Raw genomic sequence first — 25809 nt, 5'->3', positions numbered from 1 at the left:
CTCGCCGAGCCGGGTGGGTCAGATCTTCTCGAGGGGCGCCCAGCTGAGCAGGAGCCGCTTCTCCCCGACCGACGGGAAGTGCACGCTCGCCTCGGCCTTGTCGCCGCTGCCCTCGATGTCGATGATGACGCCCTCGCCCCACTGGGAGTGGCGCACGTCGTCGCCGATGCGCAGCCCCATCGTGTCGGCCCCCGACGGGGTGGGCCCGGCCCCCGCGGAGATCGCCTGCTCCACGATGTGTTCACGGCTCGCCCCGACGCGCTGACGGTCGCCGCCGTGTCCGCCTCCGTAGGAGCTGCGCTCCTTGCGACTGCGCAGCATGCGGGCACCACCGACCTCCTCGACCAACTCGGCCGGGATCTCGTCGAGGAACCGGCTCGGCGGGTTGTACTGCGTGGTGCCGTGGAGCATGCGGCTCCACGCGCTCGTCAGGTGCAGCCTCTGCATCGCCCGGGTGATGCCGACGTAGGCGAGGCGGCGTTCTTCCTCGAGCTCGTGGGGCTCGCCGAGGGCGCGGATGTGGGGGAACACGCCGTCCTCCATCCCGATGATGAACACGACCGGGTACTCGAGCCCCTTCGCCGAGTGGAGGGTCATCAGGGTGACGGTGGACTCCGCTTCGTCGAGATCATCGGTGTCGCTGACCAGCGAGATCTGCTCGAGGAACTCGTCGACCGTCTCGTACTCGCGGGCCATGCCGACCAGCTCCGACAGGTTCTCGAGCCTTCCTTCGGCCTCGACCGAGCGTTCGGCCTGGAGTTCCTCGAGATAGCCGGAGCGATCGAGCGCCTCCTCGATGATGGTCGCCGGACTCGCATCGAGCTTGCGGATCTCGGTGGTCAGCACGAGGAACTTCTCGATGCCGGTGGCGGCGCGGCCGGACACGCCGGCCTCGTCGAAGCGCACCACCGCCTGGTCGAACGACTCGCCGGTGCGGGTGGCCCACGCGTCGAGCTTGCCGATCGACGAGTCGCCGACGCCGCGCTTGGGGGTGTTGATCACCCGCTTGACCGACACCTCGTCGGTGGGGTTCACGATCGCTCGCAGGTAGGCGATCGCATCCTTGATCTCGCGGCGGTCGTAGAAGCGGGTGCCGCCGACGACCTTGTAGGGGATCCCGACCCGGAGCAGGAACTCCTCGAGCACGCGGGACTGGCTGTTGGTCCGGTAGAAGACCGCCATCTCGTCGTAGCGCATGTGCTCCTGGTCGTGGAGCCGGGCGATCTCGTTGGCGACGTACTGGGCCTCGTCGGATTCGTCGTCCGCGTGGTAGCGCACGATCTTGTCGCCGGGGCCCTGGTCGGTCCACAGGTCCTTCGGCTTGCGGCCCACGTTCTTCGCGATGACCGCGTTCGCCGCATCGAGGATCGACTGGGTCGAACGATAGTTCTGCTCGAGAACGACGACCGTCGCGTCGGGGAAGGCGTCCTCGAACTCGAGGATGTTGCGGATGTCGGCGCCGCGAAAGCCATAGACGCTGTTGTGCACGAGCACGCCGCCGGCCACGTAGGTGTGGATGTCGTCCACTTCGAGGTCGTAGACCGGCCCGTCGGTCTCGACGATCTCGACCCGATCCACAGCCGCGTCGACCAAGCCAGCCGGACCGACGACCTTGACGGTCATACCGGGCCGGATGTGTGACAGCGGTTGGAACGGATGAACGTCGCCATCGATCACCGCCCGCCGAGCGATCTCGAGACCGCTATCCCCGGCGACGAGCCGGGCGGCCGAAGTCGCTTCGCGGTAGGAGGTGAAGGCCATCTCACCGACGCGGTGGCGTCCGTCGACCTCGAACATCGCGAGCTCGACCGCCGAATCATGACGGACGTGCGGGAAGTCGGGATGGAGATCGAGCGTCTCGAACAACGTCCCCGCGGGGACGTCCACGACCTCCCGCGGTATCGACCACGCCTTCGCGCCGACCGGCACGGACTCGCCCACGCGGTAGCCGAGAACCGAGTCCCAGAGGAGCCAGGCGCCAGGCGTGTAGCCACCGAGTCGGGCCGGGATGATGTGGTGCGGTGTGCCCTCGATCACGTGCTCGCCCGCATGGATCCGGTAACGCCGACCGGCGTGGATCGACCGGTGCACGTGGGAGATCGGTCGAGCGACGAGGTCGGCTCCGCCGCCGGTCCCGAGGACGAGGTCACCCTCGACCAACGTCTCGATCGCCCGGTCGCCCGCCGGGGTGGACACGAGGGTGCCAGGGGGGAGGCACTGGTCGCTGTCGCCCACGACGGTGACCTGGCGGTGCTCCTCGGCGAGCATCAGCACGAGATCGTTCTGGACGGGGTTGGTGTCCTGGTACTCGTCGACGAGGACGTGGCCGAAGCGGCGTCGCCAGCCGTCGAGCACGTCCGGGTGGGCCCGGAAGAGCTCGACGGTGCGTTGCAGCAGGTCGTCGAAATCCATCGCGCCGGCCGTGAGCAGCCGCTTCTGGTACTCGAAGTAGACGTCGGCGATCTTGCGCTCGAAGATCTGCTGGACGTCCTCCGCATACTGCTCGGCGCCGATGTTGTCGTTCTTCGCCGCCGAGATGGCGCCGTGGACCGAGCGGGGCGGGAACCGCTTCGGATCGAGGTTGAGATCGCGGATCACGTAGCCGGTGAGGCGCACCGCATCGGCCTGGTCGTAGATCGAGAAGCGCGACGGGAAGCCGAGACGTTCGACGTCGCGGCGAAGGATCCGCACGCAGGCCGAGTGGAAGGTGGACACCCACATCTTCTGCGCCACCGGTCCGACGAGCCCGCCGACCCGCTCCTTCATCTCGCCGGCGGCCTTGTTGGTGAAGGTGATGGCGAGGATCTCGAACGGTGACATCCCCTCTTCCATGAGGTGCGCGATGCGATGGGTCAGAACGCGGGTCTTGCCCGAGCCCGCACCGGCGACGACGAGAAGCGGCCCGCCCTTGTGGATGACGGCGTCGAACTGGGCGGGATTGAGGCCGTCGAGGAGGGGCGAGTCGGGCACCGGCTCACCCTAGCGAGGGGGGCTGACAGCGAGGGCCGCCCCGACTGCGCGAGGATCACAGACGTGCTGGCCGACCATCTCAGCGAGTGGGACGAGCGGATGGGAAGCGCCGCGCCGATCCTGGTGGCGCTCGTGTTCGCCGCCCTGGCCTGCTCGATCGTGTGGATCGTCCGCCTGCGTCGGCGGGGTCTGCCGGATCCGGGGCCCGGCGCCGTCGGACTGGCGATCGGCACGCTCGTCTTCGCGATCGTCTGGCTACGACTCCGGGGTGAGACCGACGCGTTCGCCGAGCTCTGGAACGAAATCTTCCTCCAGCAGAACTGACCGGCCGAAGGTGAAGCGCGGGTCAGACCCCAGGTGAAGCGGCTAGCCGGCGAGTTTGTAGCCGAGGCCGCGGATGGTGACGATCACGGCGGGGTGTTCGGGGTCGGGTTCGATCTTGGCTCGGAGGCGTTTGATGTGGACGTCGAGGGTCTTGGTGTCGCCGACATAGTCGTAGCCCCAGACCCGGTCGATGAGCGTCTGGCGGGTCACCACGAGGCCCTGGTTCTCCATGAGGAGCGCGAGCAGGTCGAACTCCTTGAGCGGCAGCTGGACGAGTTCGCCGTCACGGGTGACCTCGTGCCGCTCCCGGTCGAGCCGGACGCCGGCCGCCTCCAGCACGGTGTCCTCTTCGCTGGCGGGTGCCGCCACGGAGGCTCGCCGCAGCACGGTGCGCATCCGAGCGACCAGCTCGCGTACCCGATAGGGCTTGGCGACATAGTCGTCGGCGCCGACCTCGAGGGCGACGACCGCGTCGATCTCCTCGTTGCGGGCCGACACCATGATCACCGGTGTCTCGTCGACGGCACGGATCGCGCGACAGACGTCGATCCCCGACATCCGCGGGAGCATCACGTCCAGCAGAACGACGTCCGGCTTGTACGCACGCCAGACCTCCAGCGCCTCCTCGCCGTCGGCGGCGAGGTGGACGATGAAGCCCTCCTGCTTCAGCGCCTGGCGGAGCCCCTCGCGAAAGGCCGGCTCGTCGTCGACGACGAGCACGCTGACATTCGCGGTCATTGCGAGGCCGCACCGACGGTCGGTAGCTGGAGGGTGAAGCTCGACCCCTCGCCGGGCTTGGACTCGACGAGCACCCTGCCCCCGTGGTTCTGGGCGACATGGCGCACGATGGCCAGGCCGAGGCCCGTGCCGCCGGTCTCGCGACTGCGGGCCCGGTCGACGCGGTAGAAGCGTTCGAACACCCGCTCGAGTTCGGTCCGCGGGATCCCGACGCCGCTGTCGCGCACCGTGATGGTCACGGCGCCCTCGACCGCCTCGACCGTGAGCGAGATCTGCGAGTCGGGATCGGAGTAGCGCACGGCGTTGTCGAGGAGATTCGTGAGGGCGCGGACGATCTGACGGCGCTCGCCCCGCACCACGAGGTCGCTCGGCACGCCGACCACGGCGATCTCCACCCGGTGGGCGTCGGCGAGACCGCGGGCCTTGTCGACCGCCCGGCGCACGATGTCGTCCACGTCGATCTTCTTCGTCGCCGTCTCGGTCTCCTCGAGCCGCGTGAGTTCGAGGAGGTCGTCGATGATGTCGCCGACGCGCTTCGCCTCGCGTTGCAGCATGTCCGTGAGGCGATCGCGATCGGTCTCGTCCTGCTCCGACGCGAGGGTCTCTGCGAGCAGCGAGATGGCGCCCACCGGCGTCTTGAGCTCGTGCGACACGTTGGCGACGAAGTCGCGGCGGATGGCGTCGATCCGGCGCTCCTCGGCCACCGAGTCGATCACGGCCAGACCCCGGGTCGGTCGGAACTCGTCACTCGCGATCCGGGCCCGGGCCCGCTCGGCCGCCTGCGCCTCCGGCAGCCATCCGTCGATGATGTAGCGGACCCGCTCGCCGATGTTCTCCGCGTGATCGCCGATGCGCTCGTAGAAGCGGCCGACCAGCGCGAGCTGGAGCGACTGCTGGGGATCGAGGTCACCGCGGCGGGCGTCGCTGATGACGTGCTGGATGTAGCGATAGTGCAGGTCGTCGAGCACGTCGTCGAGCTCGTCGATCGACGCCGCCAGCTCCGCGTCGCGACTGCGGAACGACTCCGCGGCGCGTCGCATCAGCACCTGGGCCTGGGCGGACATCCGGGCGACCAGATCGCGGACGTGATCATCGGGGTGCGCGCCCTGGAGCCGGCCAACGGCCTTCGCGATGTTGGTGACCAGGTCACCGGATCGCTCCATGTCGGTGTTGATGTGCATCGCCGCGACCACGAACCGCAGGTCGCGGGCGACGGGCTGCTCGCGCACGAGCGTGTCGATACAGCCCTCCTCGACCTGGAGCGACAGCAGGTCGATGTCGTCATCGGCCCGGACCAGCTGGTCGGCCGCCTCGACATCCCCCTCGAGGATCGCGGACGTGACGTCGCCGACCCGCACCGAGACGAGCTCGGCCATCTCCAGGAGCTTGGTCTCGATGACGCGCAGACGATCGTCGAGCTGGGTGCGGATCTCGGTCACGGCGTCTCCTCTCGACTCAACCGAATCGGCCGGTCACGTAGGCCTCGGTCCGCTCGTCGGAGGGATTCGAGAAGATGGTGCCGGTGTCGTCGAGCTCCACCAGTCTGCCGCGCCGCTGGCCGGTCGACTCGTCCAACTCGGCGGTGAAGAAGGCGGTGCGGTCGCTGACCCGCGCCGCCTGCTGCATGTTGTGGGTCACGATCACGATCGTGTAGTCGTTCTGGATCTCCTTCATGAGCTCCTCGATCCGTCCGGTCGCGATCGGGTCGAGCGCCGAGCACGGTTCGTCCATGAGCAACACGTCGGGGTTGACGGCGATCGCACGGGCGATGCAGAGGCGCTGCTGCTGCCCGCCCGACATGCCGAGGGCGGAGCCGTCGAGGCGATCCTTCACCTCGTCCCAGAGGCCGGCATCGCGCAGCGACTGCTCGACGACGTCGTCCAGGTTCCCCTTCTGTCCGGCCACCCGGGGGCCGTAGGCGACATTGTCGTAGATCGACTTCGGGAACGGGTTCGGCTTCTGGAACACCATGCCGATGCGGCGCCGCACCGCGACCGGATCGACCGCCGCGTCGTAGAGATCGATGCCGCGATAGCGAACCGACCCCTCGACCCGGGCGATGTCGATCAGGTCGTTCATCCGGTTGAAGCAGCGCAGCACGGTCGACTTGCCGCAGCCCGACGGCCCGATGAACGCCGTGATCTGACGCTCGTGCACGTCGAGGTCAACGTCGGCGACGGCGCGCAGATCGGCGTAGTAGACGTTGAGATCGCGCACGGCGAAGACCTCGCTCGCCGGGTCCGGCGGCACGGACTCGCTCGCGCCGACGGTCGCGTTCGTCTCGATCCGGGTGGTTGGTTCAGTCATCTGCATCAGCGTCCGAGTTTCTTGGAGATACGGGCTCGGGCGGTGATCGCCACGAGGTTGACGATGAACACGAGCACCAACAGGACCACACTCGCAGCCGCGGCGTGGCCCCGCCACGTCTCCGCAGGGAGGCGGGCGAAGTTGGCGATGTTCATGGGGAGGGCGGTGAACGCGCCCTGGGTCTGCTCGAGGAAGTCGAGGTTGCCGGTCGTGTAGAACCCGGCCGCGCCGATGACGAGCAGCGGGGCCGCTTCACCGAGCGCACGCGCCACGGCGAGCACCGTGCCGGTGAGGATGCCTGGCAACGCCGCGGGCACGACTTGTGTCCGGATGACCTCCCACTGGGTGGCGCCGAGGCCGTAGGCCCCCTCGCGCAGGGCCGGGGGGACGGCGCGGACCGCTTCGGCCGACGTGATGACCACCACGGGAAGCACGAGCACCGCGAGGGTCAATCCGGCCGCGATCACCGAGGACCCGCCGGTCAGCCCGCGCAGGGACTGCACGAAGACGGCCAGCCCGAGCAGGCCGTAGACGATCGACGGCACCCCGGCGAGGTTCCGCACGGTCACCTGGATGAGGCGGGTGCTCCAGGTGTCGTCGGCGTACTCTTCGAGATAGATCGCCCCGGCGATACCGATGGGAAACGTGGCCACCACGATGAGGGCGATGAGGAGGCTGCCCCGGATGCCCTGGGCGACGCCGGCCTTCGTCGGATCGGACGACGACGGCATGCGGAGGAAGTCCCCGAGCCGGTTCGAGATGATGTCCCACGCGTCGACGGTGACGTCGTAGAAGACGGCACCGACCATCGCGAACGCGAGGACGACGGACGCGACGAGCAGCGCCAGGAAGATCTGGCCGCGCACGTCGGCACCGCGCCGGGCCCGCAGGTCGCCGAGGTCCACCGTGGTCGTTGGACCGGCCATCAGTAGGCCTGCCGGAATCGTCGGACGATCACGTCGGAGATGACGTTGAGGAGCATCGTCATGATGAAGAGGAGCGCACCGAGGAAGTACAGGCTCTGGAACGCCAGGCCCGATCCGGCCACCTGGTCCGTGCCGGCGCCGAGCGACGCCATCGCCGCCGTGATGGTCTGCCCCTGGTCGACGGGGTCGGTGTTGAACACGCCGTTGCCCCCGGCCGCGATGAAGACGACCATCGTCTCGCCGATCGCGCGTGAGATGCCGACGATCGCAGCGGCCGAGATGCCCGAGAGCGCGGCGGGAAACACCACGCGCAGCGCCGTGGTGGCCTTGCGCCCACCCAGCCCGTAGCTGGCTTCGCGCAGTTCCATCGGCACGGCGCGCATCGCGTCCTCGGAGATCGACGCGACGATCGGGACGGTGAGGATGCCGACGCCGATGCCTGCCGCGAGCAGCGAGAAGATCCCGATGTCGTCGAAGATCCGCTGGAGTATCTCGGGGGCGATGAAACTGATCGCGAAGAGTCCGAGCACGACCGACGGCACGCTCGCGAGCGTCTCGATGAGCGGCTTGACCACGCCGCGCACCCGCGGTGACGCGTATTCGGACAGGTAGAACGCGACGCCGAGTCCCACCGGGCCGGCCACGAGCATCGCGATGCCGGTGATCCAGAGCGTGCCGACGAAGAGCGTCGAGAGGTCGAACTCGCCGTCGCGGGGGAACCACCCGCGATCGGTCAGGATCCCCCAGCTGAACTCGTCGTCGGCGACGAAGGTCCATGCCTCCGTGAAGATGTTCCAGACGATCAACGCACTGATGACGACCGAGGTGAGCCCGGCGAGGAACATCAGCCGGGAGGCCCGCCGGTCGAGCCTGGCGCGGCGGGGGTCGAGTCGGAGGTCCGACGGCTGCTGCACGAGCGGGAGCGAGGCGAGTCCCTTCGGCGACCCGAAGTCGGTCGCCAGGATGGTTCCCGCCGCGAGGTCCCACGGCGCCCGATGCCCCGGCGTGTACCGGGCCACCACGCCGACGACCGCCCAGATCAGCAGCCCGACCCGGAGGTCGAAGTCGATGGCGAGCACGGGGATGCCGTAGAGCACGCCGAAGCGGATCAGTTGGCGGACGGCGATGGTCAGCACCGATGCCGGTCGGCCGTCGAGCGTCAGGACCGTGTGGCCGACAACCGCGCCGAGCGCCGTCTGCGATCCCGCGAAGTGCCATGCATTCCACGCGGCGAGGACGACGAACGCCAGCCAGAAGTTCGAGGGCCCGAAGTCGGTGAAGAGTCCCGAAAGGAAGTACTCGGCCAGAGCGAAGGCGAGCGCCAGGACCAGGAAGAGCAACACCTCCACGGCACCGATCCACGCCCGCGCCTGGAGCGTCGGCACACTCACTCCCACTGGCCGGTCCCCGTGAGCCGTGACGTCCAGATCGTCTGTGTGCGGGTCTGATCGACCGGCGACAGGTCCACATAGCCGACCGCGGATACCGCCTCGAGACCCTCGTCGCTCAACATGTAGTCGACGAACGCGGCCACGGCCGGGTCGGTGGCGGCGGCCTCGGCGTTCACATAGGTGTAGAGGAAGCGGGCGATCGGGAACGACGCATCGGCGATGGTTTCCGGGCTCGGGTCCACGCAGGCCCCGCCGTCGCCCTTGGAGACGGGGAGCATGCGGGCCGTTCCCCCGTCGGACGCCTCCTGGGCGAAGGCGTAGCCGACCCAGCCCAGGCTGTACCGGCTCGACTCGATGCCCTGGAGGATGACGGTGTCGTTGGTGCTGGCCGTGTAGTCGTTGCGGATCGACTCGACGAACTCACGAGACTCGGTGTCGAGTCCGGTCTTGCCGGCGAAGACCGACTCGATGACGATCTCGGCGAACGAGTCGTAGGTGCCGGACTCCTGGCCGGGGGCGAAGACCTGGAGCGGCACATCGGGGAACACCGTGCCGTTCCAGTTCGCCGTGATCGCGTTCGCGTCCGCCCACGAGTCGAAGCCGAAGGCCTCGTCCGAGAGCAGCGCATAGAGATCGTTGAACGAGACGCAGTCGATCTCGTCGTTCTCCGCCGACGTGATGACGGTGATGCCGTCGATGCCGCGCCGGAGTTCGATGAACTCGATGCCGTTGGCCTCGCAGATCTCGATCTCCTCGTCCTTGTAGAGACGCGAGGCGTTCGCGATCGGCACCTCGCCGGCGCAGAACTTGCGGGCGCCGTCACCCGAACCCGGGCCCTCGACCGCGATGGCGACGCCGCCGTTGTCCTCACCGAACGCCTCGGCCTGCTTCAGCACGATGGGGTACACCGTCGACGAACCGGACACGAGGAACGAGCCCTCCAGTGGGCCCGACGGTGTGGTCGGACCGACGTTGTCGTCGTCGGTGGTGGAGCGGGACTGGACGATCACGGTCGGTTCGTCACCGAGTGCGTCGACGATCGCCGCGACCCCACCGAAGACCGCCAGCAAGGTGAGCACCAGGACGACGGCCCGGACTCGATCGGCGCGCGTGGGGGGCAGGAGCTCGGTCACCGGTTGCGAATCTACGGGGCCCGCGTGTCGTCTCTCCGGCCCCGAGATGAACGCCGGCTGGCTCCAGGTGAACAACCGGTGAACAGCGCCAGCAGCGTCCGTGGCGAACTGTTACGTTTCGCCGTCGTATGACGAGCACGACGGCGCGGCCGGACGATCGCGGCATGCCGACGTGGGCGCGCTCCGTGCTCGTGTTCCTGCTCATCTACGGATTCCTCGTCGGCGTCTCGCTGCTCGAGTCCGGCGTCAAGGTCATGGGCGAGGACACCCAGAAGAGTCTCTTCGAGGGCGTCAGCAATCCGCTCGCCGGTCTGTTCGTCGGGATCCTCGGCACGGTGCTCGTGCAGTCGTCCTCCGCGAGTACCAGTGTGATCGTCGGCCTCGTCGGTGCCGGCACGCTCGGCGTGGACGCCGCCGTCCCGATGATCATGGGTGCCAACATCGGCACGACCGTGACCAACACGCTCGTGTCGCTCGGGTCGATGCGTCAGTCGGAGGAGTTCAAGCGAGCGTTCGCGGCCGCCACGGTGCACGACTTCTTCAACGTGATCGCCGTCGCCATCCTCCTCCCGGTCGAGTTGGTCACCGGGTGGCTGAGCTCCGCCGCGGAGGCGATCAGCGAGCAGCTCGTCGGGGCGGCCGGATCGGACTGGAAGAGCCCGATCAAGCGGTGGGTGAAGGAGCCGGTCGGCTGGATCCAGGACGTCTACGCCGACGTCGGGTTCGAGGAGAACATCCTCGGCACCGTCATGGTCATCACCGGTCTCGTCGTCGTACTCCTCGCGCTCACGTTCATCACGAAGAACATGCGCCAGCTCGTCGCCGACCGCGTCGAGCGGTCGCTCAATGCCGTGCTCGGCCGTGGCGGCGGCACCGTCGCCATGCTCCTCGGCCTCATCATCACGGTGTCGGTGCAGTCCTCCAGCATCACGACGTCGATCATGATTCCGCTCGCCGCGGCCGGCGTGGTGAGCCTGCACAACATCTTCCCCGTCACGCTCGGCGCCAACGTCGGAACGACGATCACGGCGCTGCTGGCCGCGCTCGCCGCGTCCCGCCCGGAGGCGCTGACCGTCGGGCTCGTCCACACGATCTTCAACGTGACGGGGATCCTGCTCCTCTACCCGATCGAGCGGGTGCGCGAGATCCCGATCCGGCTCGCCCAAGGGCTGGCCGAACTCGCCGTCACCCGCCAAGCTCTGGCGGTCACCTATGTGGTGACCGTCTTCTTCATCGTGCCGCTCGTCGGCGTCGCGACGTTCCGCTGAAAGGCCCCGCATCATGGTCATGTCGTTCTTCCGCCGGTCCGAGGGTGGTTTCGAGGCAATCACCGCGCACACCGTGTCGATGCTCGCCGACGCCCGCCACAGCTTCGACATGGCCTCGACGGCACTGCTCAGCGGCGCCAGCCACGAGGCCGTCGCCGACGACGTGTACAGCACCGACGATCGGATCAACGCGACCGAGCACGAGCTACGACGGGAGCTGGTCGTGCACGTCTCCGTCCAGGGCACCGACGACATCGGCGCGGTCCTCGCCTACACCCTGCTGATCAAGAAGATCGAACGGATCGGCGACCAGGCCAAGAACATCCTCGACCTCGCCCAGGAGGGCGTCGACCTGAGCGGCACCGCCGATTCGGCCGAACTCACGGCGACCCGACGGGAGATCTCCGCCATGATGGGCGAGACCGCCGACATCGTCTCGGAACCGGACGCCACGACGGCCGCCGCGTTCCGGGAACGAGCCGATGCGTTGCGCTTCTCACTCGAGACCCAGATCCGGGAGTGCATGCACTCGGATCAGCCGGGGTCGGAGGTCGTGCCCCGGGCGATCCTGTATCGCTACTGGAAGCGCATCGTCGCGAACCTCGCGGGCATCGTGATCTCCGCAACGGAGCCACTGCACCACGAGGTCCACGACGACGACCTCGACGACTGAACGTCGCCGGCTCAGTTCCAGCTGCGACCGGTGGTCCGGTTCTCCCAGACCGCCGCCGCCAGGGTCTGGTCCGCGTCCGACAGGTCCACATAGCCGGCGGCGGTGACGGCTTCGAGGCCGGCGTCGCTCAGCATGTAGTCGACGAAGGCGGCGACCGCCGGATCGTTCGCCGCGGCCTCGGCGTTGACGTAGGTGTACAGGTAGCGGGCGATCGGGAACGACGCATCGGCGATCGTCTCCGGCGTCGGCGTGACGCACTCGCCGCCGTCCTCGACGCTCACCGAGACGAGGCTCACGGTGCCGGCATCCGCTGCCTCCTGGGCGAACGCGTAGCCGACCCAGCCGAGGCTGTACGGGCTCGAGGCGATGCCCTCGATGATGACGTTGTCGTTGCCGCTCGCGGCGTAGTCGTTGCGAATCGACTCGACGAATTCACGGGCCTCGACGTCCAGCCCGGTCTTGCCCTTGTACACGGACTCGATGACGATCTCACCGAAGGAGTCGTAGGTACCGGATTCCTGGCCGGGGGCAAAGACCTCGAGCGCTTCGTCGGGGAACTCCGTGCCGGACCAGTCGGCCGTCACGGCATTGGCGTCCGACCACGACTCGAAGCCGAAGGCCTCGTCGGACAGCAGGGCGTAGAGGTCGTTGAACGACAGACACTCGATCGCGTCGTTCGACGAGGAGGTGATGACGGAGATGCCGTCGATCCCTCGCCGGATCTCGATGAACTCGATGCCGGCGGCCTCACAGATCTCGATCTCCTCGTCCTTGAAGAGGCGGGAGGCGTTCGCGATGGGGACCTCCCCCGCGCAGAACTTCTGGGCGCCGTCACCGGAACCCGGCCCCTCGACGGAGATCGCCACCGCACCGTTGGCGGCCGAGAACTCCTCCGCCTGTTTCAGGACGATCGGATAGACGGTCGAGGATCCGGACACGAGGAACTGACCCTCGATCTCTGAGGCCGACCCGACGTCGTCGGTCGGCTCGGGGACGTCCGGGGACTGGTTGTTCTCCTCGGTGTTCGTGGTGTCGCCATCGTCTCCGCACGCCGCTGCGAACAGGCTGACGAGAAGGAGCAGGGTGATGGCGAGCAGGGAGCTTCGCTTGGTTGGTGTTTGCATGGCCGGCAACGTACGAACCCCGTCTTGCATCGAGGAGCCGCCCGGGTGAACGCCCCACCGGCACGACCTGAACTCTCGGTGAACGAGCCCCAGCGGCGGTAGGTTCGCCGACCATGACGAAGCCCTTCCGATTCGGCGTCTCCGGTGGTGCGCTCACCGACATCCACGAGTTCGTGGCCCTCGCGGAGCGGGCCGAGGCGCTCGGCTACGCGTCGATCTCGATGTCGGACCATCTCGACGACGGACTGGCGCCGCTCGTCGCTCTCACCGCCGCGGCCGGGGCGACCGACACCATCCGGCTGACCACCCTCGTGCTCGCGAACGACTTCCGGAACCCGGTCGTGCTCGCGAAGGAGTTGGCGACGCTGGACGTCCTGTCCGGCGGCCGCGTCGACTGGGGCATCGGGGCCGGCTGGCAGACGTCGGACTACGAGCGCACGGGTATCCCCCTGGACCCGCCGGGCACCCGCATCACCCGGCTCGCCGAGTCCGTGGCCGTCATGCGGCGGTGCTTCGCCGGCGACGCGTACTCCCACGACGGCGAGCATTATCGCGTGCAGGGCCATGTCGGCCGGCCCACGCCGACGCAGCGACCGCACCCGCCCCTGCTCCTCGCCGGCGGGGGCGCTCGGGTGCTCCGACTCGCCGGCCGTGAGGCGGACATCGTCGGCATCAACTTCTCGCTCGCCGGTGGGGCGTTCGACGTCGCGGCCGGAGCGACCGGCACGGCCGAGATGACCGACGCCAAGATCGACGCCATCCGTGCCGGTGCCGGGGATCGCTTCGACGACGTCGAGCTGCAGACCCGGGTCCACTTCGTCATGGAGACGGACGACCGCGACGGCACCATGGCCGCACTCGCGCCCGGGTTCGGTCGGACCCCCGAGGACGCGGCGACCATGCCCCACGCGCTCGTCGGCACCGTCGATGACATGTGTGCGTCGATCCGCTCGTGGCGGGAGCGGTGGGGGTTGTCCTACGTCACCTGGAGCGCCGACGCGCTCGAGACGATGGCCCCGGTGGTCGAGCGACTCAGCGGCGTCCGCTGAAGGCGAGACGCAGTCGACGACTCCCGCCACGTTTTGCGACAAGCGACAAGCAACAAGCAACAAGCAACAAGCAATGAGCGGGGCGCGCCGGCATGTCACCGACACCGGCGACCGGGCCCGGCGACGATCGCGGGAACCGTTGTCGCATGTCGCAAAACGTGGCGGCGAACACTGCGGCAGCCCAGGCCAGACCCCGAACCTGACACCGAACCTTGAAGACGGCGGTCAGGCGCGGCCGGTGAGAGCGAGCAGCCGCTCGACCGGCGACGCATCGGCCGGCGGCTCGAGTGGAGTGTCGGGTAGCACACCACCGGCCAGGACGGCGTCGGCGTGTGCGGCCCAGAAGTCGAGACACCAGTCGGCGAGATCCTCGGGGATCTCCACGATCCGGCCGACGGCGCGGCCGATGTCCCAGGCGCGGACCAGGTTCTCGCTCACGCGCTGGCCGACGAGGTCCGCGACGGCGAGCTCTCCGTCCGGGTGGCTGACCACACCGGCGAGCGCGCCCGGCTCGCGCAGCGCCGCGATGGCGCCGACCGCCGTCCCCCGCCAGGCCGCGACCGGCGCGGTGCCGAGTACGGCGGCGTCGAACTCACCGACGGCACCGAGGGGCTCACCGGCCACGGCGGTGGCGATGTGGGAGTCGCCCACGACGACCCAGGCGACCGTGGTGACGACCGTCCAGTCGTCGCCGGTCGCCAACTCCCACTCGTCATCGGACAGTGCCGTGATCGTCTCCCCGAACAGCGCGGCCGCCCGCTGGTACGCCTCGGCCGGGCCGAGGGTCACGCCCATCCGCTATTCCCACTCGATCGTGCCGGGCGGCTTCGACGTGATGTCGTAGGCGACGCGGTTGACGCCGGGAACCTCGTTGATCACGCGGCTGCTCATCGACTCGAGCACGTCGTAGGGGATGCGTGCCCAGTCGGCGGTCATGGCGTCCTCGCTGGTGACGGCCCGGATGATGATCGGATAGCCGTAGGTGCGCTCGTCACCCATCACGCCGACGCTGCGGATGTCGGGCAGCACGGCGAACGACTGCCAGATCTCGCCCTCCAGGCCGGCATTCCTGAGCTCCTCGCGCACGATGAAATCGGCATGTTGGAGCGTCGCGACCTTGTCAGGCGTGACCTCGCCGATGATGCGCACACCGAGACCCGGACCGGGGAACGGCTGGCGCTGGACGATCTCGTCCGGCAGACCCAGTTCCGATCCGACCTGACGGACCTCGTCCTTGAAGAGGCTGCGGAGCGGCTCGATGAGCTCGAACTCCATGTCCTCCGGGAGCCCGCCGACGTTGTGGTGCGACTTGATGGTCGAGGCGTGCTCGCTGCCGGACTCGATGACATCGGGGTAGAGGGTGCCCTGCACCAGGAACTCGGCGCCCCGGGCCTCGGCCTTCGCGTCCTCGAAGACGCGGATGAACAGCTCGCCGATCGCCTTGCGCTTGGCCTCGGGCTCGGTGATGCCCGCGAGGGCCGAGAAGAACCGCTCCCCCGCGTCCACGAAAATGAGATGGACACCGAAGTTGCGCTCGAAGGTCTCGATCACCTGATCGGCCTCGTGGAGGCGCATCAGGCCGGTGTCGACATGGACACACGTGAGCTGATCGCCGATCGCCTTGTGCACGAGCGCGGCGGCCACCGCGGAGTCGACACCACCAGAGAGCGCACAGATGACCTGGCGTTCCCCGACCTGCTCGCGGATCTGTTCGACCGCGGTGTCGATGATCGACGCCATCGTCCAGGAGCCCGTCGCGCCACAGCCGTGCTCGAGGAACTGCTCGATCACGTGCTGGCCGTGTTCGGTGTGCATGACCTCCGGATGGAACTGCACCCCGTAGAGCTTCTGCTCACTGTCCTCGAACGCGGCGACCGGGGCGTCCGGGGTGCTCGCGATGGCGGTGACGCCGAGGGGCGGCTTCACGATCGCGTCGAAATGGCTCATCCAGACCTTCTGTTCGGCCGGGGTGCCGCCGAGCAGGGTGCTGTCGCGCCCCTCGACGGTGAGCGTCGTGCGGCCGTACTCGCCGCGATCGGTGCGGTCGACGAGGCCGCCGTTCTGCTGGGCGATGAGCTGGGCGCCGTAGCAGATGCCGAGGATGGGGATGCCGAGCTCGTAGACGCCCGGATCGATGGCGATCGCCCCTTCGGCGTGGACCGAATCGGGGCCGCCGCTGAAGATGATGCCGATCGGCTCCTTCGCCGCGATCTCGGCGGCGGCGATCGTGGGCGACACGATCTCGCTGTAGACGTGGGCCTCGCGCACCCGCCGGGCGATCAGCTGGGCGTACTGGGCGCCGAAGTCGACGACGAGGACGAGCTCCTCGCTGCCGGGGGCCGATGCGTTCATCGAACCACCACTTCCGCCTTCTGGAAGGCCTTGAGATCGGTGTACCCGCACGTGGCCATCGCTGCCCGCAGGTTGCCCACGACGTCGTCGGCCTGCGGATCGGCGTTCACGACCACGGAGGCGTCGACGAGGACCGCATCGGCCCCACAGGCGACGGCGCGCGCCACGTCGGCGCCGCTCGCGATCGGGCCCCGGGCGATGATGTGGCAGTAGACGCCGGTCTCGTCGAGGTGGCGGACGCGGGCGCTGCGGGCGTCGCCGATCGCAGAGGCGAGGGGCACGCCCACTCCGAGGTCGGGCAGATCGACACCGACGATCACGCCGGCGGCGCCGGTGCGCATGAGGTGCAGGGCGGCCGAGTAGCTGCCACAGCCGCCGACGATCACCGGGATGTCGAGGCGGCGGATGAACGTCTTGAGGTTGAGCGTTGTCTCGTCCGACGACACCGTCTCGGCCGACACGACGTCTCCCTGGATCACGAGGATGTCGGCCTCACCCGCGATCGCGTGGGGGCCGAGCTCCTCGACGTGACTCGCGCTCACCGACACCGCGACCCGCACGTCCGCACTCTTGACCTTGGCGATGTGGGCACTGACCTCGCCCGGGTCGGGGGTCTCGGCCCAGATCGCCTCGAGGTCGATCAGCGCGAGCGCACCCTGCTCGCCGACCGCGATCGCGTCATCGGTGCCCAACGGCCGCTCGATGCCGGCGGCGACGAACGGGAGCGCGAACCGGTACGCGTCGATCTTCCACGACAAGTCGACGTCGCCGCGGTCGCGCGTGCGCCGTGCCGGCACGATGGACACGTCCGCGAGGTCGATGCCCCGCCGTCCGCTCTTGCCTTGCCCGATCTGGATCTCGGCCACGCGCTCGACCTTTCGTCGGGCCTCGCCGACCGGCGGGAGCCCGGGTGGAAAGAGAGGAGCCTAGCCGCCGAGAAGCGACTTCATGAGCTGTTTGGCGACCTTGGCGTTCATCTCGTAGGCGGCCTTCGTGCCCCCCTCGGACACCTTCTTGACCAGGGTGCCGTCGGTCGCCTGGGCGAGCGCGTCGAGGCCGGCGAGCGTGGCGTCACGCTGGGCGTCGACCGCCGAATGGCCGAGCTCGGTGAGGCGCCTGACGAGCTCACTGTCGGCGATCGGTGCAGGGGCGGCCGCGGCCACGATCCGTAGGGCGTCCTTGGTCAGCGCCGCACTTCCTTCGACCACGTCGACCGCGGTGCGGTCGCCGTCCGTCGACTCCAGCCAGACCGTGACCTGGCGGACCAACTCGGGGTGGGTGTCGGCGCTGAAACGGATCTCGGGCATCGATCGATACTAGGGCGCGAACGCCGGATCAGCCCGGCCCCCCGACGATGCGGTCGTGCGCCCCGGTCGTGACGGCGAGCAGCTGACGCAACATGGCTCCGGTCGCGCCCCAGACCGTGTCACCCTCCAACTCGAAGAACGTGATCGCCCGCGGCCGGCCGAAGTGGCGCAGGGGCCAGATCTCCTCGCGCCAGACCTCGTCGAGCAGCAGCTCGGACAGCGAGACGTGGCGGATCTCCTCGACCTCGACCGGCGACGGGGTGAGATCGGGGCGACGGTCTGTCACGGCGACGAACGGGGTCACCAGCGTGCGCGAGCCGACGGTGACGAAGCTGTCGAGCGCGCCGACGTGCTCGATCACGGAGGCGTCGAGCGCCACCTCCTCCTCGGCCTCGCGGACCGCGGTCGCCCACAGGTCGGGGTCGGTGTCGTCGCGCCGGCCGCCAGGGAACGCGACCTCGTGGGCGTGGTGGCGCATGCCCCGGGCCCGTCGGGTCAACACCACATGGGCCTCGCCGTCCTCCTCGTAGAGCAGGCACAACACCGCGCTCTGGCGGACGTCGGGCATCTCGTCGCCGATACGGACCGAACCGCGACCGTGCAGGGCGCCGACGACGTCGTCGAGGGAGGGCCGACGGGACTCCGGTGGCGACTCGACCCAGGGCGGCGGGCCGCCGAGGGCCGCGCCTTCCGGCCGGGGAATACGTTGCGGTCCACCCCGGCCCGGCGGAACGGGCGCAAGCGGCTCCGTCGACACGGGCCACTCGTCCTGCGGGGCGGTGGGATCGCTCAGGAGTCAGCACCCTCGATCAGTGCCCGCAGCAGGTCCGGGAGCCCACCCGTCTTCAGGTTGCTCATCACCCGTCCGGGCGGGGTCTCACCGCGTTCCCACTCCTCCCATTGGGAGAGCAGCTTGTGCGGGTCCGGCGGCGGTCGATCCATGCCGACGAGGCTATCCACCCCCCACCCTGCATCGATGCCCCCGTCCCTGAACGCGAAACGGCCCGAGCCGAAGCCCGGGCCGCCCCGCAATCCTTCGTTCTGTGAGTAGAAGTCAGCACCAGGTGCTGGTTTCTACTCACAGAAGGGGAAGGGTTACATCATCCCCATGCCGCCCATGCCGCCCATGGGGTCGCCGCCGCCCATGGGCATGGCCGGGGCTTCCTCGGGCTTGTCGGCGATCAGTGCCTCGGTGGTGAGGAGCAGACCGGCGATCGACGCCGCGTTCTGCAGCGCCGCACGGGTGACCTTGACCGGGTCGATGACGCCGGCCTCGATGAGGTCGACCATCTCGCCGGTGGCTGCGTTGAAGCCGGTGGCCCCGGACGCCGCCTCGACGGTCTGGACGATGACGGCGCCCTCGTGGCCCGCGTTCGCCGCGATGAGCTTGGCCGGAGCCTCGAGCGCCTTCGCGATGATCCGGGCACCGGTGGCCTCGTCGCCCTCGAGCGAGCCGAGGATGTCGTTGACCGCAGCACGCGAACGGAGCAGGGCGGTGCCGCCACCGGCGACGATGCCTTCCTCGATCGCCGCACGGGTCGCCGACACGGCGTCTTCGATGCGGTGCTTCTTCTCCTTGAGCTCGACCTCGGTGGCCGCGCCGACCTGGACGACGGCAACGCCACCGGCCAGCTTCGCGAGACGCTCCTGGAGCTTCTCGCGATCCCAGTCGGAGTCGGTGTTGTCGATCTCGGCCTTGATCTGGTTGACCCGACCCTCGACGTCGGCGCTGTCACCGGCGCCCTCGACGATGGTGGTGTCGTCCTTGGTGACGACGATCTTGCGGGCCTGACCCAGCAGGCTGAGGTCGGCAGTGTCGAGCTTGAGGCCGACTTCCTCGGCGATGACCTGGCCACCGGTGAGGATCGCCATGTCCTGGAGCATCGCCTTGCGTCGCTCGCCGAAGCCGGGGGCCTTGACGGAGACGGAGTTGAACGTGCCGCGGATCTTGTTCACCACGAGCGTGGCGAGAGCCTCACCCTCGATGTCCTCGGCGACGATCAGCAGCGGCTTGCCCGACTGCATGACCTTCTCGAGCACCGGCAGGAGATCCTGCACGTTCGAGATCTTGCCCTGGTTGAACAGGATGTAGGGCTCCTCGAGCACGGCTTCCTGGCGCTCGGCATCCGTGACGAAGTACGGCGACAGGTAGCCCTTGTCGAACTGCATGCCCTCGACGAACTCGAGATCCATGCCGAAGGTGTTGGACTCCTCGACGGTGAGCACACCGTCCTTGCCGACCTTGTCGATCGCTTCCGCGATGACCTCGCCGATGGCGGGATCGGCAGCCGAGATGGACGCGACCTGAGCGATCTTGTCCTTGCTGTCGTCGACCTGCACGGCCTGGGTGGCGAGGCTGTCCACCGCGGCGGCGACGGCCTTCTCCATGCCCTTCTTGAGGCCCATGGGGTTGGCGCCGGCGGCGACGTTGCGGAGGCCTTCCTTGACGAGGGCCTGCGCCAGCACGGTGGCGGTGGTGGTGCCGTCACCCGCGATGTCGTTGGTCTTGGTCGCCACCTCCTTCACGAGCTGGGCACCCATGTTCTCGAAGTGGTCCTCGAGCTCGATCTCGCGAGCGATCGAGACGCCGTCGTTGGTGATCGTGGGCGCACCGAACTTCTTGTCCAGCACCACATTGCGGCCCTTCGGGCCAAGGGTGACCTTGACGGCGTCGGCCAGCTTGTTGACGCCGGCTTCGAGCCGACGGCGCGCATCTTCGTTGAACTTCAGTTCTTTCGACATGGTTCGTACCTCAGCCCATCTTGGCGAGGACGTCGCGGGCGTTGAGAATCAACAGTTCCTCGCCCTGCACGGTGATCTCGGTGCCGCCGTACTTGCTGTAGACGACGGTGTCGCCGACGGCGACGTCGACCGGGATGATCTCCCCGGTCTGCTCCGAGCGACGGCCGGGGCCGACGGCGATGACTTCACCCTGCTGCGGCTTCTCCTGCGCAGTATCGGGGATGACCAGACCGCTGGCCGTGGTGGACTCCGCTTCGCTGGAGCGGACCACAATGCGGTCTTCGAGGGGCTGCAAGCTCATTCGATCCTCCGAGATCGGTTGGTTGACACTCGCTTCATCACGAGGGGCCAACGGATCGTTAGCACTCGGATGTCGCGAGTGCTAATGCTAGAACCGACTCACGGAGTGGACAACTGCGGATCGGAGAGAATTTTCTCGTCTGCGTCCGCCGTCTCCTCCGGGGTCTCCCCCGCGTCGCGCCGGGCGTCGGCGAGCGCGTCACCCATGAGGCCCATCATCCCGTGCGCCGTGCGGGCCCCACGCGTGTCCGCGATGCCCACGACGGTGCGCAGCTCCGGCATGTCCGCGGCGGCGAGCATGTCGCGGATGTGTGCTTCGACCCGCGCCACGACCTCCCGGGCGGTCGTCGCTCGTTCGCCCGGCAGGACGGCCACGAACTCCGCGCCGGCCCAGCGGCCGCACCAGTCGTCGGCCCGCATCGCCTGGGACAGGGCCTCCGCCGCAACCTTGAGCGCGATGTCGCCGGCAGGGGTGCCGTGCTCGTCGTTCATCGCCCGGAGCCCGACGATCTCGATCACGGCGGCCACGCCACCGTGATCGGTGCCCAGCAGGGTTCGCAACCGCTCCTCCGACGCCCGCCGGTTCGGCAGACCGGTGAGCACGTCGGTTGCAGCCTGCAGCTCGGCGCGGGCGAATGCCCGCAGCGTGCCCACGCGGGTCGCCGACTCGGCCGCGAGCATCGAGATGTCCGTGACGAGCTCGTCGGTCGCCGTTTCCCCGACCGGGCCGGTGACGTGCAGGACGCCCATGGGCTCGCCCATGAACGTCATCGGGGCGCAGACGGCGGAGCACGGTTCGTCACGACGGGCCAGGTGCGGGCAGGCCCGGATCGCCTCGGAGTCGGAGAAGCGTTGCGTGGTCCCGCGGCGGACTGCCGGACAGGACCACGGGGACACGACGCCGCAACCCGGCGAGCCGTTCTCGGGATGCACCACGGCGGCGCGCAGGTGGGCCTGCGACGAGTCGGCGAGGAGCATCTCGGCCCGATGGTCAGGGGTTGCGAGACGCAGGGAACGGGCGATGACCCCATAGGCCGCGGACTCGTCGACCGCATCGTCCAGCCCCTCGATGACCTGACGCGACAGGGTGCGACGACGGGACTCCGACGCGGCGAGCTCGTTCCACTCCCGCAGCTTCGCCATCGAGCGATGGATCGAACGCGTCAGGGGGAGGATCTGCGTCGCGACGACGAAGAGGAAGATGATCGCGGCACTCACGGCCACGATCTGCATCATCGTGAACACACGATCGAGGTGGTCGAGCGTCGCCGTGGTCTGGATGCGGCTCTCCACCTCCAGCTGGACCGCCAGGTCTTCGAAGCGGCCGGCGAGGTCACGCATGGTTCCTTCGAGCAGGGTTCTCGTGTCCGCCGACGCGTCGACGTACTCCGAAACGGACCGGGTCAGCTCGGCCAACTCGCCCGCCGCGTCGGACGTGCCGTCGGGATCGATCACATCCATGTCGCGCGTAAGTGCCTCCAGCGCAGCGACCAGTTCGGTGCGGGCCTCGTCCGTGGAGATCATCCCGGTACCGAGGAGCACGCCCACGTTCTCGGATTGAGCGGCCGCGGACGAGAACTCGTCGACATGTCCGAGCCCGACCTCCGCCTGGACAGCGAGCGTTCGCACGGTGATGACGAAGGCGACCACCAGGGCGAACAGGACCCCGAGGCACAGCAGCACCGCGCCCTTGAGGCGAGCGTGTCGCTCGACGCCGGACCACCAGCTCGACACGGCCGCTCGCGCACGGATCATGAGGTGATCGCGTCCGCGTCGTCGGGAATCGGACCCAGGACCGGACCCGTGATGACCCGGTCACGGCCCTGGGCCTTGGCCACGAGCAGTGCGTCGTCCGCGAGCCGGACGAGGTCGTCGGCGCCGGATGCGGCCGTGGTGTCGACGACACCCATCGACACGGTCACGCTCGGCGCTTCGGCCCGCGCACACGCGTCGGCGAGATGGGCACGCACACGGTCGAGCGCTTCCTTGGCCTCGTGGACATCGAGTCCCGGCATGACGAGGAGGAACTCCTCCCCTCCCCAGCGACCGATCCAATCGTCACCCCGCAACGCCTCGGCGACCGCCTCGGCGAACATGCGCAGCGCCCGATCGCCGGCGTCGTGGCCGTAGCGGTCGTTGAGCAGCTTGAACTGATCGAGGTCGGCCATCGCCAAGGCGCCGCCGGTGCCGGCGTTCAACAGCCGGCGCAGTCGGTCTTCGGTCGCGCGGCGGTTCGGCAGGCCGGTGAGCGCGTCCGTCGACGCCTGCATCTCGACCTGGGCGAACGATCGCAGCGTGCCGAGACGAATCGACACCTGGCTCGCGATGAGGCCGAGGATCTCGTTGCCCGCCCGCGGCGCCTCTGCGCCGACCGCTCGCGTGGTGTGGAGGACACCCATCGACTGACCCATGAAGCTGACCGGGACGCACGTCGCCGCGCACGCGCCACCCTCTCGTTTCGCGAGGTGCGGACAGGCGTTGATCGCTCGGGAATCGTCGTAGTTCATGGTCCGCCCCCGGCGCACCGCCGGGCACGTCCACGGGTCCTCGACACCGCAACCGGGACCACCGTGCTGGGGGTGGGTCACCGTTTGGCGCAGCGTGCCGTGGTCCGTGCCGGCGAGAAGCATCTCGACGGGGTGGTCGGGGAGCAGCCGGCTGAAGGCCCGGCCGACGACGAGCTGCGCTTCCTCTTCCGTTTCCGCCGCCTCGAGTCCATCGCTCAGGTGCGAGGCCAGCTCCTGGCGCTGAGCTTCGTTCTTGTGCGAACGATTGGCATCCCGGAGAGCCTCGGACTCGTTCTTCAGCTGCTCCTTGAGTGGGCGGAGCAGCACCCCGACGAGGACCACCATGAAGAACGCGATGAAGACGAACGTGGCGTGGCTGGTCGTTCGCATGCCCGCGATCGCATCGTCGCCGCGCGCCTCGAAGGAGGCGATGATGCTCTCCAGCCGACCGGTCATGGTCGCCGCCGTGGATTCGAGTCGACCTGCTTCCACCCCATCGGCCGCTCCCAGCGCGGCGGTGCCGAGTGACGCATCGGCCGCGAGCGCGGAGGCATCCGCGATGAACGAGTCCATCTGCGCTCCGAGCCCGCTCGATCCGGCGAGCACGAGAGCGACGTCGTCGGGCAGGTCGTCCGAAGCCAGGAGGATGGCCCACATCTCATCGAGCTCGGCGAGCTCACGCCCGAGGGTGGAGCGCAGGACGATGGAGTGCGGCTCGTCCTCGACCGCGCCGAGCGTCGCAGCGACGGAGCGGGTCTCGGCCACGATGGAGTTGGCCACCCGAGACTCACGGTTCGATTCACCCACGGCGTCGAGTGTCGTCTGGGTCGTGAACCACACGCCCGCTCCGCACACGACACCGGCGACGAGTCCCGCGATGTACCCGCGGGCGAACCGCGTGTGCAGTGGCTTCTGCGTCCGCTTCCTCGGCCGCTTCCGCAGGAGGCGCCTCATGCCATGACCCCTACGTGGGTCGACGCGGTGTCGCCCGCCGACGAGACCGGCCCCACGATCACCCGATCGCGGCCCGCTTCCTTCGCGGCGTACAGACAATCGTCCGCCAGCCCCACGAGCGCGTCGACGCTGTCTCCCGCGGTCGTGTCGACGACGCCGATCGACACGGTGAAGGGCGGCCCGTCGCTGCGTTCGCACGCGGCGGCGAGATCGGTCCGGATCCGATCGAGGACCTCGGCCGCCTCTCGCGCCGAGAGACCGGGGAGCAGCAGGACGAACTCCTCCCCACCCCACCGGCCGGCGAGGTCGTCCGTGCGAACCGCGCCCCGAACGACGTCTGCGAACATGCGCAGGGCACGATCGCCAGCCTCGTGGCCGTAGGTGTCGTTGAGCCGCTTGAAGCGATCGAGATCCGCCATCGCCACGGCGCCACGGGCGCGGGTGGCGATGAACCGGGCGAGGCGATCCTCGACCGCTCGGCGGTTCGGCAAGCCGGTGAGGACATCCGTACTGGCCTGGAGTTCCGCCTTCTCGAACGAGCGGATCGCGCCGAGCCGGACCGCGGTCTGACCGGCGACGGCCTCCAGCGCGTAGATGTCGAAGTCGCTGGGCGTCCACCCGACCTCACCGGTGACGTGGAGCACACCCATGGACTCGCCGACGAACGTCACCGGCACACACACGGCAGAGCAGGCGCCGCCGGACCGGTCGGAGAGGTAAGGACACGTCCGAATGCCCTCGGAGTCGTCGAAGATCTGGGTGCCGGCCCGCCGCACCGCGGGGCACGACCAGGGGGACTGCACGCGGCATCCGGGGGCGGGCAGGGTCTCGTTGTGGGCGAAGAGGCTGAGATGCGCCTGCGAGGAGTCGGCGAGCAGGACCTCCGCGGGCCGGTCACCGAAGAGGCGTCCGACGATCCGCGTGAGTGCGACCTGGATCCCGGCCTCGGTGTCGACCGCCTCCAGGCCTTCGACGAGGCGTGAGTTGACGAGGGTGCGCATCTGCACCTCCTGCTGTTCGTCGGCCACGCTCTGGTGCATGACCTGGTCGGTCCGGAGCTGCGAGACAAGCGGCCGCCCGAGGACGAGAAGCCGCACGGCGGCCAGGAGGATGCCGATGCCGGCGACCCAGCGGCCGATCACCCGCAGTGCGCCGGCGGCGGCGAGACCGTCCCCGGCACGACCGTCCGCGGCGCCCGCATAGCTGACGTCGAGGGCCGTGACCGCGACGGCGGCGTCGCCGACGACATCGATCCGAGAACCCGCGGCGAGATTCGGGTCCGCAAGCTCCTCGACGGCGATCTCGACCTCGGCCGTCATCCGCTGGAAAGCCTGATCGAAGCGCATGGTCGATCCATCGAACTCGACGTCGCTCCCGACGATCTCCGGATGGTCGATCCGCAGGGTGATCTGGCGGGCGGCGACCGACTCGAGCGCGACGCCGATCTCGATGCGTAGGTCGTCGGCCAGAGCCGGGTCTTCTGCCCCCGCGAGCACGGGCAGAAGGGACCCGATGCGGGCGACCTCGGCTCGTTGCTCACTGAGCTCGTCGAGGGCGGCCACGTCCCGCTCGAGCGAGGTGCTGGTGACCTCGGTGAGGACCAGCGTCCCCAACGCCAGGACCGCGGCAACGAGGAAGCCCGCCCGGATGCCGCGCTGGAAGCGGGCATCGAGCGGCACATCACGTTGCAGGAGGCGGCGCGCGAAACGGTTCACACCATTCCGATCGTCCCGGGTCTTGTGTC

23 protein-coding genes are annotated in these 25809 nt (G+C 68.8%); 4 read left to right on the top strand and 19 right to left on the bottom strand.

Annotated features, from left to right (window positions below; translation table 11 throughout):
• Nucleotides 1–18: 18 nt before the first annotated feature.
• Complete coding sequence (locus R8F63_19635; protein ID MDW3220821.1) at nucleotides 19–2970, bottom strand: 3'-5' exonuclease; 2952 nt, start codon at nucleotides 2968–2970, stop codon at nucleotides 19–21.
• 63 nt (nucleotides 2971–3033) lie between these two features.
• On the opposite strand from R8F63_19635, the gene R8F63_19630 reads away from it, so the two are divergent.
• On the top strand, nucleotides 3034–3294 hold the full coding sequence (locus tag R8F63_19630; GenBank protein MDW3220820.1) for a hypothetical protein: 261 nt from the start codon (nucleotides 3034–3036) through the stop codon (nucleotides 3292–3294).
• 42 nt (nucleotides 3295–3336) lie between these two features.
• On the opposite strand, the gene R8F63_19625 is transcribed toward R8F63_19630, so the two are convergent.
• Genes R8F63_19625 through R8F63_19600 form a run of 6 tightly spaced genes read right to left on the bottom strand, consistent with a single transcriptional unit; the run spans nucleotide 3337 to nucleotide 9789 of the window.
• Entirely contained in the window at nucleotides 3337–4032 is a 696-nt protein-coding gene (locus R8F63_19625; protein ID MDW3220819.1) for a response regulator transcription factor, read from the bottom strand.
• Nucleotides 4029–5471, bottom strand: a complete 1443-nt coding sequence (phoU, locus tag R8F63_19620) for a phosphate signaling complex protein PhoU (protein ID MDW3220818.1) — start codon at nucleotides 5469–5471, stop codon at nucleotides 4029–4031. The genes R8F63_19625 and phoU overlap by 4 nt, the downstream gene beginning before the upstream one ends.
• Nucleotides 5472–5487: 16 nt before the next feature.
• Nucleotides 5488–6339, bottom strand: coding sequence for a phosphate ABC transporter ATP-binding protein PstB (gene pstB / locus R8F63_19615; GenBank protein ID MDW3220817.1), 852 nt, complete (start codon nucleotides 6337–6339; stop codon nucleotides 5488–5490).
• A 5-nt stretch (nucleotides 6340–6344) separates the two neighbouring features.
• Nucleotides 6345–7265 carry a phosphate ABC transporter permease PstA gene (pstA, locus tag R8F63_19610; GenBank protein MDW3220816.1) on the bottom strand — a complete coding sequence of 307 codons (921 nt, stop codon included), beginning with the start codon at nucleotides 7263–7265 and terminating at the stop codon, nucleotides 6345–6347.
• A complete protein-coding gene (gene pstC, locus R8F63_19605; GenBank protein MDW3220815.1) occupies nucleotides 7265–8656 on the bottom strand; it encodes a phosphate ABC transporter permease subunit PstC in 1392 nt (463 codons plus the stop codon). Before pstC ends, pstA begins: the two co-directional genes overlap by 1 nt.
• A complete protein-coding gene (locus R8F63_19600; GenBank protein MDW3220814.1) occupies nucleotides 8653–9789 on the bottom strand; it encodes a substrate-binding domain-containing protein in 1137 nt (378 codons plus the stop codon). The genes pstC and R8F63_19600 overlap by 4 nt, the downstream gene beginning before the upstream one ends.
• Nucleotides 9790–9917: 128 nt before the next feature.
• On the opposite strand from R8F63_19600, the gene R8F63_19595 reads away from it, so the two are divergent.
• Together R8F63_19595 and R8F63_19590 are read left to right on the top strand one after the other, a co-directional pair.
• On the top strand, nucleotides 9918–11057 hold the full coding sequence (locus R8F63_19595; GenBank protein MDW3220813.1) for a Na/Pi symporter: 1140 nt from the start codon (nucleotides 9918–9920) through the stop codon (nucleotides 11055–11057).
• A 13-nt stretch (nucleotides 11058–11070) separates the two neighbouring features.
• Nucleotides 11071–11730 carry a PhoU domain-containing protein gene (locus tag R8F63_19590; protein ID MDW3220812.1) on the top strand — a complete coding sequence of 220 codons (660 nt, stop codon included), beginning with the start codon at nucleotides 11071–11073 and terminating at the stop codon, nucleotides 11728–11730.
• An 11-nt stretch (nucleotides 11731–11741) separates the two neighbouring features.
• Here R8F63_19590 and R8F63_19585 read toward each other — a convergent pair whose 3' ends face one another.
• Nucleotides 11742–12854 carry a substrate-binding domain-containing protein gene (locus tag R8F63_19585; protein MDW3220811.1) on the bottom strand — a complete coding sequence of 371 codons (1113 nt, stop codon included), beginning with the start codon at nucleotides 12852–12854 and terminating at the stop codon, nucleotides 11742–11744.
• A gap of 113 nt (nucleotides 12855–12967) precedes the next feature.
• On the opposite strand from R8F63_19585, the gene R8F63_19580 reads away from it, so the two are divergent.
• On the top strand, nucleotides 12968–13903 hold the full coding sequence (locus tag R8F63_19580) for a TIGR03621 family F420-dependent LLM class oxidoreductase (GenBank protein MDW3220810.1): 936 nt from the start codon (nucleotides 12968–12970) through the stop codon (nucleotides 13901–13903).
• Nucleotides 13904–14128: 225 nt separating this feature from the next.
• On the opposite strand, the gene R8F63_19575 is transcribed toward R8F63_19580, so the two are convergent.
• The 11 genes from R8F63_19575 to R8F63_19525 all read right to left on the bottom strand — a co-directional run bounded on the left by R8F63_19575 (nucleotide 14129) and on the right by R8F63_19525 (nucleotide 25780).
• A complete protein-coding gene (locus tag R8F63_19575; GenBank protein ID MDW3220809.1) occupies nucleotides 14129–14692 on the bottom strand; it encodes a TIGR03086 family metal-binding protein in 564 nt (187 codons plus the stop codon).
• Between the two features lie 9 nt (nucleotides 14693–14701).
• The gene (gene guaA / locus R8F63_19570; protein ID MDW3220808.1) at nucleotides 14702–16255 is read right to left on the bottom strand and encodes a glutamine-hydrolyzing GMP synthase; all 1554 of its coding nucleotides are present in this window, start codon (nucleotides 16253–16255) and stop codon (nucleotides 14702–14704) included.
• Nucleotides 16252–17121: an IMP dehydrogenase gene (locus R8F63_19565; GenBank protein MDW3220807.1), complete on the bottom strand. Its 870-nt coding sequence runs from the start codon at nucleotides 17119–17121 to the stop codon at nucleotides 16252–16254. Before R8F63_19565 ends, guaA begins: the two co-directional genes overlap by 4 nt.
• A 60-nt stretch (nucleotides 17122–17181) precedes the next feature.
• The gene (locus tag R8F63_19560) at nucleotides 17182–17562 is read right to left on the bottom strand and encodes a hypothetical protein (protein ID MDW3220806.1); all 381 of its coding nucleotides are present in this window, start codon (nucleotides 17560–17562) and stop codon (nucleotides 17182–17184) included.
• Between the two features lie 28 nt (nucleotides 17563–17590).
• Complete coding sequence (locus R8F63_19555; protein MDW3220805.1) at nucleotides 17591–18319, bottom strand: CoA pyrophosphatase; 729 nt, start codon at nucleotides 18317–18319, stop codon at nucleotides 17591–17593.
• 32 nt (nucleotides 18320–18351) lie between these two features.
• Nucleotides 18352–18504, bottom strand: a complete 153-nt coding sequence (locus tag R8F63_19550; protein ID MDW3220804.1) for a hypothetical protein — start codon at nucleotides 18502–18504, stop codon at nucleotides 18352–18354.
• 153 nt (nucleotides 18505–18657) lie between these two features.
• Nucleotides 18658–20304: a chaperonin GroEL gene (gene groL / locus R8F63_19545; GenBank protein ID MDW3220803.1), complete on the bottom strand. Its 1647-nt coding sequence runs from the start codon at nucleotides 20302–20304 to the stop codon at nucleotides 18658–18660.
• Between the two features lie 10 nt (nucleotides 20305–20314).
• Nucleotides 20315–20605: a co-chaperone GroES gene (groES, locus tag R8F63_19540; protein MDW3220802.1), complete on the bottom strand. Its 291-nt coding sequence runs from the start codon at nucleotides 20603–20605 to the stop codon at nucleotides 20315–20317.
• A 98-nt stretch (nucleotides 20606–20703) separates the two neighbouring features.
• On the bottom strand, nucleotides 20704–22359 hold the full coding sequence (locus R8F63_19535) for a GGDEF domain-containing protein (protein ID MDW3220801.1): 1656 nt from the start codon (nucleotides 22357–22359) through the stop codon (nucleotides 20704–20706).
• Nucleotides 22356–24065, bottom strand: coding sequence for a GGDEF domain-containing protein (locus R8F63_19530; GenBank protein MDW3220800.1), 1710 nt, complete (start codon nucleotides 24063–24065; stop codon nucleotides 22356–22358). The genes R8F63_19535 and R8F63_19530 overlap by 4 nt, the downstream gene beginning before the upstream one ends.
• On the bottom strand, nucleotides 24062–25780 hold the full coding sequence (locus R8F63_19525) for a GGDEF domain-containing protein (GenBank protein MDW3220799.1): 1719 nt from the start codon (nucleotides 25778–25780) through the stop codon (nucleotides 24062–24064). Before R8F63_19525 ends, R8F63_19530 begins: the two co-directional genes overlap by 4 nt.
• Between the last annotated feature and the right edge of the window lie 29 nt (nucleotides 25781–25809).

This window comes from Acidimicrobiales bacterium, from assembly GCA_033344915.1.
Taxonomy (GTDB): Bacteria; Actinomycetota; Acidimicrobiia; order Acidimicrobiales; family Aldehydirespiratoraceae; genus JAJRXC01.
The sequence above is the reverse complement of the archived record's forward strand: the minus strand, read 5'-3'. Positions and strand labels throughout refer to the sequence as shown.